Annotated in this window: 10 protein-coding genes; 7 read left to right on the top strand and 3 right to left on the bottom strand. The window is 65.4% G+C overall.

The window, feature by feature from the left end:
• From AC56LG_RS01420 to AC56LG_RS01395, 6 genes are all read left to right on the top strand, one after another.
• On the top strand, positions 1-1,164 hold the full coding sequence (locus AC56LG_RS01420) for a nucleotidyltransferase family protein (protein WP_497164354.1): 1,164 nt from the start codon (positions 1-3) through the stop codon (positions 1,162-1,164).
• A gap of 11 nt (positions 1,165-1,175) precedes the next feature.
• Complete coding sequence (locus tag AC56LG_RS01415) at positions 1,176-2,594, top strand: mannose-1-phosphate guanylyltransferase/mannose-6-phosphate isomerase (RefSeq protein WP_497164353.1); 1,419 nt, start codon at positions 1,176-1,178, stop codon at positions 2,592-2,594.
• Between the two features lie 168 nt (positions 2,595-2,762).
• Positions 2,763-3,542, top strand: coding sequence for a PEP_CTERM-anchored TLD domain-containing protein (locus AC56LG_RS01410; RefSeq protein WP_497164352.1), 780 nt, complete (start codon positions 2,763-2,765; stop codon positions 3,540-3,542).
• Positions 3,543-3,551: 9 nt separating this feature from the next.
• Positions 3,552-4,619 (top strand): TIGR03790 family protein, encoded by a 1,068-nt coding sequence (locus tag AC56LG_RS01405; protein WP_497164351.1) that lies wholly within the window; start codon positions 3,552-3,554, stop codon positions 4,617-4,619.
• 168 nt (positions 4,620-4,787) lie between these two features.
• Positions 4,788-7,784 carry an ExeM/NucH family extracellular endonuclease gene (locus AC56LG_RS01400; RefSeq protein WP_497164350.1) on the top strand — a complete coding sequence of 999 codons (2,997 nt, stop codon included), beginning with the start codon at positions 4,788-4,790 and terminating at the stop codon, positions 7,782-7,784.
• A 14-nt stretch (positions 7,785-7,798) separates the two neighbouring features.
• A complete protein-coding gene (locus AC56LG_RS01395) occupies positions 7,799-8,401 on the top strand; it encodes an NF038129 family PEP-CTERM protein (RefSeq protein ID WP_497164349.1) in 603 nt (200 codons plus the stop codon).
• A 73-nt stretch (positions 8,402-8,474) separates the two neighbouring features.
• On the opposite strand, the gene AC56LG_RS01390 is transcribed toward AC56LG_RS01395, so the two are convergent.
• A complete protein-coding gene (locus AC56LG_RS01390) occupies positions 8,475-8,777 on the bottom strand; it encodes a hypothetical protein (RefSeq protein ID WP_497164348.1) in 303 nt (100 codons plus the stop codon).
• 313 nt (positions 8,778-9,090) lie between these two features.
• On the opposite strand from AC56LG_RS01390, the gene AC56LG_RS01385 reads away from it, so the two are divergent.
• The gene (locus AC56LG_RS01385; RefSeq protein WP_497164347.1) at positions 9,091-9,516 is read left to right on the top strand and encodes a hypothetical protein; all 426 of its coding nucleotides are present in this window, start codon (positions 9,091-9,093) and stop codon (positions 9,514-9,516) included.
• A 96-nt stretch (positions 9,517-9,612) separates the two neighbouring features.
• On the opposite strand, the gene AC56LG_RS01380 is transcribed toward AC56LG_RS01385, so the two are convergent.
• Together AC56LG_RS01380 and AC56LG_RS01375 are read right to left on the bottom strand one after the other, a co-directional pair.
• On the bottom strand, positions 9,613-12,810 hold the full coding sequence (locus AC56LG_RS01380; RefSeq protein WP_497164346.1) for a S8 family serine peptidase: 3,198 nt from the start codon (positions 12,808-12,810) through the stop codon (positions 9,613-9,615).
• 75 nt (positions 12,811-12,885) lie between these two features.
• Positions 12,886-13,683 (bottom strand): NF038120 family PEP-CTERM protein, encoded by a 798-nt coding sequence (locus AC56LG_RS01375; RefSeq protein WP_497164345.1) that lies wholly within the window; start codon positions 13,681-13,683, stop codon positions 12,886-12,888.
• Positions 13,684-14,055 lie beyond the last annotated feature (372 nt).

Genomic DNA, 14,055 nt, shown 5'->3' with positions numbered 1-14,055 from the left:
ATGAAAGCAATGATTCTCGCGGCAGGCAAGGGCACACGCGTTCGCCCGCTCACCTACGATCTTCCGAAACCGATGATTCCGCTGCTGGGCAAGCCGGTGATGGCTTACCTGGTCGAACACCTGAAAAAGCATGGCGTGACCGAGATCATGGTCAACGTCAGCTGGCTGCACGAAAAAATCGAGGAGTATTTCGGCGAGGGCGAGCAGTTCGGCGTCCAGATCGGTTACTCGTTCGAAGGCTATACCACCGACGACGGCACCATCGTGCCCGAGCCGATCGGCTCGGCCGGCGGCATGAAGAAGATCCAGGAATTCGGCCAGTTCTTCGACGACACCACGATCGTGATGTGCGGCGATGCGCTGATCGACCTCGACCTGAAAGCGGCCCTGCTCGAACACCGCCGCAAGGGCGCGATGGCCTCGGTCATCACCAAGGAAGTCCCATGGGACAAGGTCTCGTCCTACGGCGTCGTCGTCACCGACGAACAGGGCCGCATCACCGAGTTCCAGGAAAAGCCGAGCCAGGAAGAAGCCAAGTCGAACTTCATCAGCACCGGCATCTATATTTTCGAACCCGAAGTGATCGACCTGATCCCGCCGGGCGTGACCTTCGACATCGGTTCCGAACTGTTCCCGCTGCTGGCCGAACGCGGCTTGCCGTTCTATGCCCAGGGCCGCCCGTTCAACTGGCTCGACATCGGCACCATGTCCGACTACTGGGAAGTGCTGCAGACCGTGCTGACCGGCGAAGTCAATCACATGGACGTGCCCGGCACCCAGATCGAACCGGGCCTGTGGGTTGGCCTGAACACGAGCATCGACTGGAACGGCACCACCATCGAAGGTCCCGTCTACATCGGTTCGGGCGTGCGCATCGAAGCGGGCGTGCACATCGTCGGACCGACCTGGATCGGCCACGGCAGCCATATCTGCGAAGGGGCGGAAATCGTACGCAGCGTGTTGTTTGAATATACGCGGGTGTTGCATGATGTAACACTCAACGAGATGATCGTATTCAAGGAATATAGTGTCGACCGCGCCGGAGAGATGAAGCACGCCTCCGAATACAGCTCCGAGGAATGGTTGAATGCACGCGATCGCCGCCGCAGCAGCCGCAAGGAAAACGCAGGACAGAAAAAAGTAGCAAGCGGTAATACTCGATAGAAAGCAGACGCATGAAAATTTACCCAGTGATTCTCTCCGGCGGCGCCGGTACCCGATTGTGGCCGCTGTCGCGCGCCGTGCTGCCGAAGCAGTTGCTGCCGCTCGTCGCCGACAAGACCATGCTGCAGGACACCGCGCTGCGCGTGGCCGGCCTGCCGGGGCTGCAGGCGCCGCTCGTCGTGTGCGGCAACGACCACCGTTTCATGGTGGCCGAACAGCTGCGCGCGGCCGGCATCACGCCGCTGGGAATCCTGCTCGAACCGGTCGGCCGCAATACCGCGCCGGCGGTGGCCGCGGCGGCCCATTACCTGAAGGCGATCGATCCCGAGGCGGTCATGCTGGTGCTGCCGGCCGACCACGTGATCGAAAACACGGGCGCCTTCCGGGAAGCCGTCACCCGCGCCGCCGGCCTGGTTGCGGGCGGCGGCCTGGCCACCTTCGGCATCGTGCCGCAGGCCCCGGAAACCGGGTATGGCTACATCCGCCGCGGCGCCGCCCTGGCCGGCTGCGACGATTGCTACCAGGTGGAACGTTTCGTCGAGAAGCCGGACCTGGCCACCGCCGAAGGCTTCGTCGCCGATGGCGGCTATTACTGGAACAGCGGCATGTTCATGTTCGCCGCCGACCAGTACCTGACCGAGCTGGCCCGGTTCGCCCCGGCCATTGCCGCCGCGGCCGAAAAGGCGGTCGCCACCGGCTACCGCGACCTCGATTTCTGCCGCCTCGACGAAGCCGCCTTTTCCAGCTGCCCGTCGGACTCGATCGACTACGCGGTCATGGAGCACACCGCCAACGCCGTCGTGGTGCCGGCCGACATCGGCTGGAGCGACGTCGGCTCCTGGTCGGCCCTGTGGGAAGTGCAGCAGCACGACGAGAACGGCAACGCCCAGCGCGGCGACGTCTACCTCGATGGCGTCAAGAATTCGCTGGTGCGCGCCGAGAGCCGCATCGTCGCCGTCGTCGGCCTCGAAGACGTGGTCGTGGTCGAGACCAACGACGCCGTGCTGGTGGCCCACAAGAGCGCGGTGCAGCGCGTCAAGCAGGTGGTCGACCACCTGAAGTCGACCGAACGTACCGAGCACCTGCACCACACCCGCGTCTACCGCCCGTGGGGCCACTACGAAGGCATCGATGCGGGCGACCGCTTCCAGGTCAAGCGCATCACGGTCAAGCCGGGCGAGAAGCTGTCGCTGCAGATGCACCATCACCGCGCCGAGCACTGGGTGGTGGTGTCGGGCACGGCGCGCGTGACCTGCGGCGAGAAGATCAGCCTGCTGTCGGAAAACGAGTCGACGTATATTCCGATCGGCATGAACCACCGTCTCGAGAACCCGGGCAAACTGCCGCTGCACATCATCGAAGTGCAGTCCGGCAGCTACCTGGGCGAGGACGACATCGTCCGCTTCGAAGACATCTACAAGCGCTCGTAAGCGATAGTACGATCCAGTAAAAAACGGACGGCAACGTCCGTTTTTTTTTCGTCCGTGCGGCCGGATCGTCCTCTCTCCAATCGAACAAGGTTCCCCAGGTCAACAGTGTGAAGGCCCCTCCCGGTGCGGCATACAATGCAGGGTGAGTGAACCTGCCCGGAGGTGATGATGAAGACGCGCCTTGCATTCGCTACCGCCGCTGCGCTGCTGGCACTGGCCGCACCGCAGGCCGCCGCCCAGAGCGGCGCGCCGCCGCTGGACCCGACGCTCGAAGGCCAGCTCGAACGCTGGCTCGGGGCAGGCGACCAGATTTTCGAAAACGTCTACACACGCCAGGGCGCGGGCGACACCTCGCTCGACTTCCACGCCGCCGCCGACGGCCGTGGCCCGACCTTCACCCTGCTGCGCGTGAGCGATCCGGCGGGCCGGGCCTGGTTAATCGGCGGCTACAATCCGCAAAGCTGGGATAGCGACGACGGCTGGCATTTCACGCCGCGCGACTTCCAGCGCACCGCCTTCATCTTCAACTACACGGTGCCGGCCGTGTACCGCCAGGTGCCGGTCGGCTTCGAGCTGCCCAGCCAGGGCAGCTTCCAGACCTTCAATGCCCTCGACCAGGGGCCGACCTTCGGCGCCGGCCCCGACCTGCTCGTCGACGATGCGCTCGACACGGCGCTGTCCTGGCGCCTGAGCTATGGCGATCCGGCCGGGGAAGGGCGCAGCATCATCGACGGTTCCGTCGGTGGACGCTTCTTCGCCATCGACGCGATGGAAGTCTATGCGGTCTCGCCGATCCCGGAGCCGGCGACTGCCGCCATGCTGGCCGGCGGCCTGGCACTGGCGGGGCTGGCGCGCTTGCATGCCTTGGCGGCGCGCCGCCGCCCGCGACGGGGCGAGCGCATGGAAAAAGGCGGGCCGCAGGGACCGGCGACGAACCTGTCCGCCTGACGGGCGGCCATGGCTTGCCGCGCCCGCGGTGACTGCCGTCGTCGCTGCATCCTTGCGGTGCTGCTGGCGCTCGCCTGCGCCACGCCGGCGGCGCCAGCGGAGGGCGCCCTCGATGCGCGCACCCTGGCGATCGTGATCAACGACGACGATCCCGACAGCGTCGCCATCGGCGCCTATTACCGGCGCCGGCGCGCGATTCCCGCCGAGAACGTCGTCCACGTGCGCATTCCGGGACGGCCGGCGGCGCTCGACCCGGCGCGCTTTCGCCTGCTCAAGGCGGAGATCGACAGCCGCCTGGGGCCGCAGGTCGAAGCCGTCCTCATGCTCTGGAGCGCACCCTGGAAAGTGGGCTGCCACGGCATTACCGGGGCCTACACCCTGGGCTACGACCCCGCCCTGTGCACCGACACTTGCGCCGCCGGCAAGCCGAGCCGCTATTTCAATGCATCCGGCGGGCGTCCCGTGCGCGACTACGGCATGCGCCTGTCGATGCTGTTGCCGATCGCCTCGCGCGAGGAAGCGCAAGCCCTGATCGACCGCGGCGTGGTCAGCGGCATGCGCCGCATCCCGGCGCATGCCTGGTACCTGACGACCTCGGAAGCGGCGCGCAATTCCCGCGCCGGCTTCTTTCCCCGGGCCGGTTACCGCCCGGCGCAGGCGCTCACGATCCACCGCCTGCAAGCCGATGTGCTCGAGGGCGCCGGCGACGTGCTGGTCTACCAGACCGGCAAGGCGCAGGTCGACAAGCTGGACACGGTCCGCTTCGTGCCCGGCGCCCTCGCGGACCACCTGACCTCGCATGGCGGTGAACTGGAAGGCGGCACGCAAATGAGCAGCCTGCGCTGGCTGGCGGCGGGCGCCACGGCCAGCTACGGCACGGCGGGCGAACCCTGCAACCACTGGCAGAAATTCCCGAACCCAAGCGTGCTGCTGCGCCACTATCTAAACGGCGACAGCGCCATCGAAGCCTACTGGAAAAGCGTGGCCTGGCCAGCCCAGGGCGTCTTCATCGGCGAGCCGCTGGCGGCGCCGTTTCAGGACCGGTTTCACGCGCGCTCGCGCACGGTCGTGCGTTAAGTTTCCCTGTGGAATCAATGTGTTGTCGCCTTACCTCATCTAGACGAGTGCTGCATTGCACTTTGTCATTCTCCTGTCAAATTGTCTCCGTAAAATTATTTCTAGTAATAAAATGACTAGCAGCATCGACAACAAAGATTCTGCCCCCTCATCCTTTCTAGGAAGCCCATGAAAATGCACGTTGCAACGAATACGCCAGCCGGCCGGCTGACGCTCCTGGCCGCATTGCTGGCCGGATTATCGACAAGCGCGCTTGCCGCCTCGCCCGACCTCGTCATCAGCCAGGTCTATGGCGGCGGCGCCAGCGGCGGCTCGACCTACAACCGCGACTTCATCGAGTTGTTCAATCGCGGCAGCGCGCCGGTTTCCCTGAAGGGCAAGAGCCTGCAGTATGCGTCGGCAACGGGCGCCAACTGGTCGTCCTTCAATGCCTTGCCGGACGTGACCTTGCAGCCTGGCCAGTACTTCCTGGTGGCGGGCAATCCACAAACCGCGGGCGCCGACATCGGCACCATCGACCATAACTGGGCGATGTCCATTTCGGCCACCGCCGGCAGCGTGGCCGTGGCCAACACCACCGCCCAGCTGAGCGCCGCGACCGAAAACACCATCATCGACCTGGTCGGCTACGGCGCGGCCAACCGCCGCGAAACGGCGCCGACGGCAGTGCTGTCGGTTTCGACCCAGGCCCAGCGCCTGGCGGCCGGCTGTACCGATACCGACAACAATGCCGGCGACTTCGCCGTCGTCGCGGCCAGCCTGCCGCGCCGTTCGACCACGCCGCTGAACGCCTGCGGCGGCACCGGTCCAGGCCCCGACCCCGATCCGGTCGCCCAGCCGATCGTCCCGGCCTGCCCGGCGACCCTGCAAGTCACGCAAGGCAGCACCGGCAGCGCCGCCATCACGGCGCGCGACATCGACAGCATCGTCAACAGCGCGGTCCTGAGCGCGGGCGCCGTCACCGGCATCGAACTGCGCAATTTCATCGCCGCATCGGGCATCGGCGCCACCGCCAGCGCCACCCTGAGCGTCGGCGCCAACGTCGGCGCCGGCAACTATCCGGTCACGATCACCTTCGGCAACAACGATGGCCAGAGCGCCAGCTGCAGCGTCAACGTCAGCGTCGGCGGCCAGCTGACCATCCCGCAAATCCAGGGCACGGCGCCACGGTCGGCGTTTGCCGGCACCGTGCAGACGACCCAGGGCGTGGTCACCGCCGTCATCAGCGGCGGTTATTTCATCCAAGACCCGAACGGCGACGGCAACCCGGCGACTTCGGACGGCCTGTACGTGTTCGGCTCGACCGCCGGCATCGCCGTGGGCGACCTGGTGCGCGTCACCGGCACCGTCACCGAGTACACCCCATCGGGCGCCAACCGTTCGTATACCGAACTGACGAACGTCTCGGCCACCAGCAAAATCGGCACCGGCAGCGTCGCGCCGACCAATGTCGTGCTGCCGAACGCCAACCTGGCCGACGTCGAAGGCATGCTGGTGCGCTTCACCACGCCGCTGACCGTCAACGGCAACGCCTACGTGGAAGAGCGCGGCGAACTGACCCTGTCGGCCGGCCGCCGCGAAATCCCGACCAACCGCTACGTGCCGGGCTCGCCCGAAGCGCGCGCACTGGCGGCCAGCAATGCGGCCAACATGATCGTGCTCGACGACGGCATCTTCGTCACCCCGACCACGATTCCTTACCTGTTCCAGGATGGCACCGTGCGTGCCGGCGACACCGTCACGGACCTCACCGGCGTGGTCGATTTCGGCGCCATGGGCGGTGGCGGCGCAGCGTTCAAGCTGCAGCCGACGGTGACGCCGACCTTCTCGCGCACCAACGAGCGCCTGCCGGCGCCGGTCGTTGCCGGCGGCAACGTGCGCGTGGCCAGCGCCAACGTGCTGAACTTCTTCACCACTTTCACCAACGGCAACGATGCCTGGGGCCGCACCGGCCAGGGCTGCAAGATCGGCAACACCACCAACCGCTCGAACTGCCGCGGCGCCGACAACATGGCCGAATTCGTGCGCCAGCGCGACAAGATCGTGTCCTCGCTGGTGGCCGTGAATGCCGACGTGGTGGGCCTGATGGAAATCCAGAACAACGACGACATCGCCGCCGGTTACCTGGTCGAGCAGCTCAACAACGTCATGGGCGCGAACACCTACGCCGTCGTGCCGAAGCCGGCCGCGACCGGTACCGATGCGATCCGCGTGGCGATGATCTACAAACCGGGCGCGGTCAGCCTGGTGGGTGGCGCATTGTCCGATGGCGACGACGTCAACAACCGTCCACCGATGGCCCAGACCTTCAAGGCGGCCAACGGCGGCAAGTTCTCGCTGGTGGTCAACCACCTGAAGTCGAAGGGTGGCTGTGGCGGAGGCGCCGGCAACACCGACAGCGGCGACGGCCAGGGTTGCTGGAACCTGGCCCGCGTCCAGCAGGCCGCACGCCTGCGCGACTACTTCCTGCCGCAAGTGGTGGCTGCCGCCAACGACGCCGACGTGCTGATCGTGGGCGACATGAACGCCTACGGCATGGAAGATCCGATCCGCCTGCTCAACGCGGCCGGCTATGTGAACGAAATCGAGCGCTTCGTGCGTCCGACCGGCATTCCTTACTCGTACGTGTTCGGCGCCGAGAGCGGTTACCTCGACCATGCACTGGCCAGCAGCAGCCTGTCGCCGCAAGTGGCCGGCGTGACCGAGTGGCACAACAATGCCGACGAACCGGACGCGATCGACTACAACATCGAATCGGGCAACGGCCAGGATCCGTACCAGGCCGGTCCTTACCGCGCGTCGGACCACGATCCGGTGGTGGTCAGCCTGAACCTGGCGGGCACGACCGTGGACGTGACCGCGTCGACCTCGATCACCCGTTCGGCCGTGACACTGGTGCGCGCTACCGGTAAATTCAGCGCGACCGTGAAGGTCACCAACACCAGCGCCGTAGCACTGAGCGGCCCGCTGCACCTGGTGCTGGAAGGCTTGCCTGCCGGCGTCACGCTGGACAACAAGAGCGGCCAGCAGGGCGGTGCGCCTTACCTGACGTTGCCGGGCACCACGCTGGCGCCGGGCGCGACGGTAACCGTCACGACCACCTTCGTCAATCCGTCGAAAACCAACATCGTCTATACCGCCAAGATCGTCAGCGGCACTTTCTAAGGAACTGAAACAAAATGACCAACCTGAAAAACCTGTTCTCCCGCGCGCTGCTGGCGCTGATGCTGGCCACCGGCGCGGGCGCCGCATTGGCCGGCCCGAGCTACCACGTCACCGTCAATACCAGCGGCTACACCGGCACCGGCGTGCTCGACTTCCTGCTGCTGGGCCAGGAAACGCCACCGGCGACGACTGTTACGCTGAGCAATTTCAGCGGTAACTTCGGCGATGTCAGCACCATCGAAGGCGATGCCAGCGGCAGTATCGGCGGCAACGTGGTGCTCGGCACGGAGGCGTTCTTCAACCGGTTCACGCAGACCCTGACCCTGGGCCAGATGTTCGGCTTCGACCTGGAGTTCAACACCGCCGCCAGCGGCGATCCGCTGAGCTTCAGCATCGGCCTGTTCAGCGACGTGCTGGACACCTACCTGGGCGACGAGAACGGCACCCTGGTGCAGTTCGACCTGACGCCGGGCCAGCCTGAAGTGCTGACGGTCGCCGCACCGATCGCCGCTGTCGGTCCAGTGGCTGCCGGCGAAGTGCCGGAACCGGCTACCCTGGCTTCGCTGATGTTCGGCCTGGCCCTGATGGGTTCGAGCCTGCGCGCACGCCGCAAGTAATTGACAAGTAAGCAACTACCGCATCATCCAGAAGGCACATCCGGCGCAAGCCGGGTGTGCTTTTTTTATGGCGTCAGCTACCCTGTGCGGCACGGCGCATCGCGTCGATGCGGAAGGCTTCGGCATTGCCGTCGATGATGCGCAGGCCGGCGCAATTCTCGGGCTGGCAATCGGGCAGCGGCTGCTGGGCGGTGACGGCCTGGACCGGAGTGGCGGCCTGCCCTGTGGCCTGGGACACCGACGAAGCGGAAGCCGTGGTTGCCACCTTGACGGCGGCGCTGGCGTCGATCGCATCGGTCGGGGCGCCGGCGCCGCAGGCGGTCAGCAGGGCCAGCAAGGAAGTGGTGAGGAGGGTACGGACTTCGGCAACATTCATGATAGTGCTCTGTGGAAATTTATTACTGATGAGCTTATTGTAGTCAATAAATTTTCAAGTGGAAATTTATTTTAGTAATTGACAGAAGATAATGAACTTTTGCACGCATGTTGAGCGACGTTGCATACATTTAGGTATTGATTTGAAGAAATAGCCGTACGGAAACAAATAAGTGCCAAAGGGATACGTGGCATGGGCGCGACGTTCCGTTTCTCAACAAGGGGTACGCAGAAAATAGCCGGACTTTCGCCGTTGCCGGGCTTGAAACGAATCGCCCTTGACCGGTCCAGCAGTGCGGGCGATGATCTGTGCCATGCGAACACTTCTTCTCTCCCTGATCATGGCCTGCACCGCTTGTACGACGGACGCTGGAACACCTCCCGAACCTCAACAGCCGGCGCCTGCGGCCGCTGCCGCCACGGCCGGCGACGCCAGCGTCGCCGCCCTCGACCAGATCCGCGCAATGATCGGCGACGCCGCCTGCAGCGACGCTTCCCAGTGCCGCACCTTGCCGGTCGGCGCGCGCGCCTGCGGCGGACCGGAAGCCTACCTGCCGTATTCCACGGCGAACCTGTCCGAGCCGGCCTTGCAGGCACTGGCCGCGCGCTACAAGAGCGAGCGCGAGGCGCAGAACGCGGCTTCGGGCATGATGTCGAACTGCCGCTTCATCCCAGATCCGGGCGCGGTCTGCCGCGCCGGCACCTGCCAGCTGGGAACCGGCGAGCCGCAAGTGCGCTAAGCCCATATCAGCAGAGAAAATAAAAAACGCTGCGTGTCCGAAGACACGCAGCGTTTTTTTTGCCGGCAGGTCCGTTGCCGGACCTGCTTGCCAAACTTAGTTCAGCAGTTCGGCGGTACGGGCACCACCAGCGGCGAGCTTGGCGGTTGCGCCGGCGGTCGGCACCGGGTTGGTGGCGTCGACTTCCAGCAGCGTGGTCGAGAGCGGCGTGGTGCCGTTCAGGTACTGCACCGCGCCCAGGTAGCGCTGGCCGGCGCTCAGGCCCGACCAGCTGGCGACTGCCGAGGCGGTGCCGCCGACGAAGACGCTCGATGGCAGGTTGACCTTCAGGTTGCCGCCGGTCTCGTCCTTGGCGACGACCCACGATGCCAGGGTGTAGGTCGAGCTGCCGCCCGTTGGGTTGTAACCTGCAACGCAGACACGGTAGGTGCCGGCTGCCGGCGCCATCAGGGTCACCATCTCGTTCGAGGTGGCGGTGCCGCTGTAGCCGACTTGCACGCCTGCCGCGTTGAACACGAACAGGTCGAGGTCGTCAGGCTGGCCGGCCTTGAAACCGCTGGTGTCGATGTCGCGCAGCGAGAAGCGGGCCACCATGGTGTTGGCAGGGACCGTGAAGCTCGTTGCCACTACGCCGGCCGAGCCGCCGTTCTTGCACTCGAGCGCGCCGCCGTCGGCCGCCAGGGTCTGGCGCACCGTCTGCTCGTTCAGGGTGGCAGGCTTGAGGCCGCCCTTGTTCGCGCCCAGCTTGCCGGAGAAACCGCTGCCGACGGTGAACACGCTGTTGCCGCTCACCTGTTCGCTACGCAGCGAGGCCGCGGCGCTGAAGGCGGTCGGACGTGCGGTCAGCGGGCTGCGCACCACGTGGGTGCCGTCACGCCATTCCAGCGCGCCGAAGGCGTACTGGTCCATCGCCGCGGTGGTGCGGGTCAGGTTGACGGTGAAGGTACCCTTGGCGCCAGGCGCCAGGCTCAGCGTGGCAGGGCTGACGGCGACCGTGAAGCCAGGCAGCGAAGCGGTGGCGTTGTAGGTCGATTGCTTGTCGCTGACGTTGGTGACGGTACGCGTCATGGTCAGCTTGCCCAGCACCGCGCCGGCGGTCAGCGACGGCAGGTTCAGGTTGTAGGCCGGGATGCTGCCGGTGCTCGCGCAGGTGGCCGCGGACAGGGCGTTGGCGCCGCACATGAAGCGGATGTAGTCGGTCGTGGTGACGTCGTACACCAGGCCTGGATCGGTGGCCTTGTTCGGCACCACGTGGCCGGCGCCCTGTGCCCATGGCAGCAGGCCGTTGGCGGCGCCCGGTTGGTTGTCGTTGATGGTGGTGGCGGCGGAGGTCATCAGGGCCGACTTGATGGCGGCAGGCGACCAGGTCGGGTGCAGCTGCTTGAGCAGCGCGCCGAGGCCGGCCACGTGCGGGCTCGACATCGAGGTGCCCTGGTAGAAGGCCCATGCCGCGCCCGGCACTTCGCTGCCGTTGGCGATCGCGTCGCGCTCGGCCTGGGTCTTGACCGGGGTGACGCCGGCCAGGATGTCCACGCCAGGGGCGGTCAGGTCAGGCTTCAGGATGTTGTTGTAACCCTGGTTCGGGCCACGCGACGAGAAGCTCGCCATCACCGGCGCCGGGGCCGTGCCCACTTGCGGGGTCCAGGTCGAGATCGACACGGTGGCGTTCGGGTTGGCTTGCACGTAGGTGCGCAGGGCGGTACCGTCGGCCAGGCTGATGTGCACGGACGGGACGGCATGCACTTCGGCGATCAGGGCGTTGGCGGTGTCGATCAGGACCATGCCGGCGCCGCCGGCTTCGGCCACGGCGCGGCTCTTGTCGGTACGGGCGCTGTTGCCGCGTTCGCACAGGACGACCTTGCCGTTGACCAGGCTGGCGTCGAGGGCGGAAGCGGCGCTGCCGCCGTAGGTGGTGCGGTCGGCCGCGGTGTAGCACAGGCGGCGTGCCAGCTGGTCGGCGGCGTTCAGCGAGGCGAACGGCACCAGGCCGGCGTCGCGTGCCGAGATGGCGCGGGTGGCCGGCAGGGCGTTGGTGTTGAGCGACGCGCCGATGTACTTGGCGCCGGTGCCGGTGGTGGCGGTGGCGCCGTTCAGGCGGTTGTGGGTCGATGCGGCGACCGTGGTAACCCACGGGCTCAGGTGGGCGACGGCATTTGCCGGGCCCGAGTTGCCGGCCGAGGCGGCGACGAACACGTTGGCGTCGGCGGCGCCGAAGAAGGCCATTTCGACCGGGTCGGTGACGCTGGTCTGCGAGCCGCTGATCGAGAAGTTGATGACGTTCACGCCATCCTTGACTGCCTGGTCGATGGCGGCCACGCTGTCCGAGTTGTAGCAGCTGTTGCGGGTGCCGCTGCCGTCCGGATTGGTCGGGTCGATGAAGGTCCAGCAGACTTTATAGGCGGCCACGCGTGCATGCGGGGCGATGCCGCTGGCCTTGCCCATGGCGACGCCATTGACGCTGACGGCGACGCCGTTGTTGCCGCCGGCGGTGCTGGCGGTGTGGGTGCCGTGGCCGCCGTGGCCGCTTGGGCCGTCGACCGAGTCACGCGGCGAGACGAAGTCGGACCAGTGCTGCACGCGGCCGCTGGCCTTGAAGCCGGTGTTGAAGTAGCGCGCACCGATCAGCTTGTTGTTGCAATGGTCGGCGGTAAAACCTTCGCCGGTCTGGCAAGCGCCTTTCCAGCTGGCCGGGACGGCGCCGAAGGCCTGGGTGGCGGCGCTGTCGAAGGTCGGTTCGCCATTGCCGTCGACGCGGTCGGCGAAGGCCTTGTTCTCGGGCCAGATGCCGCCGTCGACGATACCGATGATGACGCCGTCGCCGGCCTTGTCCTTGCCGCCCGGCTGCTGGTTCCACAGGCCGTCAGCCTTGTCCAGGCCGAGGAAGGTCGGGGTGTAGTTGGTGTCGAGCTGGCGCGCTTCGTCGGCGTCGATCGCGGCGACGGCCGGGTTGGCCTTCAGGGCCTTGACTTCGGCGTCGGTCAGCATCGCGGCGAAGCCGTTGAGCACCACGTTGTACTTGTGGGTCAGCTGGGCCTCGCCCACGACCGACAGTACGTTGTTCTGTTTTTGTTCCAGGTAGCCGATGTAGGCTTGCACGTTGGCCGCGGTGACGTCGAGGCGCTGGCCGGCGGCCGGTTTGGTCGCTGCCAGGCCGGCGACGCCGCCGGTGTAGGAAGCGACAGGCTTGTCGGCCAGTTGCACGATGTAGGAACGGCGCACTTCCTGGGCGGAAGCGTTCATTGCGATGCCGGCCACCAGGGTGAGCACGGCGAAAGAGACGGGACGCAGGTTCATTTATTCAAATCCTTGTTCTGTGAAGGTAGCTGCCGGTGTTGCTTATTCGCTGCTTATGCGCTGCTTATTTGCTGCTTATTTGCTGCGCTTGTTGCCGCGGCGGCGTGCGCTGGTGCCCAGCCCGGCCAGGCCGAGCAGCATCAGGGCGATCGAGGTCGGTTCCGGGACCACGGCCAGGTTCAGGTTGTCGAGCGCGAACTGGGCCTGGTTCTGGGTGAACTCGCGGTCCGCGTTGCAGGCGCCGGTGTCGTCGAACAGGCAGGCGCTGATGGCCAGGCCGGTCAGCGTGGTGCCGCGGAAGGTCGGATCGATCATGAACTGGTCGAAGGTGAAGCTGCCCGCTTCGTTCTGGCCAGGGAAATTGCTTGCCATGCTGATGGTGCCGCCGGCGGCGGTGGTGCCGGTCAGGACCAGTTGGCCGTAGCTGAAGTTCGGCAAACCGCCGGTCGGTGCGACGAAGGCGAATTCCAGGCCGTTGACGCGGAAGCCCGCGGCGCCGGCAATGCTCAGGTTCAGCACGCCGTCGTTGAGGCCGGCGAAATAGGTGCTGCCATTGCCGGTCGGGCAGGAAGCGACGAAGCAGGCAAAGGCGTTGTTCGAATCGACCAGGGCGCCAACCACGCCGAAATCGCCGGCATCGGCGGTTGCGCTGTTATCGACGCGCATGGTGAAGCGGCCTTCGGTGAATGCGTCGCCGGTGTTGTAGGCGGTGTCGCCGGCATTCAGTTGCTCGCTGACGATGTTCTGGACGTTGTCGAAGGTGACCACGCCGGCACTGGCCGGGGCGGCGATGGCGCCGAGGGCGCCGATGAGCGAAGCGCACAGCAGTTTTTTCAGAGCACCAGGGGTACCGGTGCGGACGGCGTGTTTCATTGGGTGAGTCATCAGTCTGTCTACCTTATCGTTAAATTTTTGTGGCTTGATTGTTGCTGTGCTTCTTGCTCATTTTTACCCCGCATATGCCTGCTGGGTTGTCGATGAATATATCAAGGGCAACAAGTTACATGTAAAAAATTGTAACGTGGAAAATACATATTTTCTTTGGGTTCTCCATACAAAATTCTGTTTCCCCTATGAAAAACTGGACCGACCAGTTTGTTGACCCGGATGTCAAAAATTTGCGACACGCTTGCGTTACGTCAACAAAGGGAATTCCTTGCGTGCAAATAAAAGTTCTATAAGGAATGGAAATGGCGCGGTCGGCTGTTGCCCTAGTTCAATGGTCAAAATCGCGACGTGCAAGCA

The sequence above is a fragment of the Telluria sp. ZB2R32 genome, from assembly GCF_059685715.1.
The sequence above is the reverse complement of the archived record's forward strand: the minus strand, read 5'-3'. Positions and strand labels throughout refer to the sequence as shown.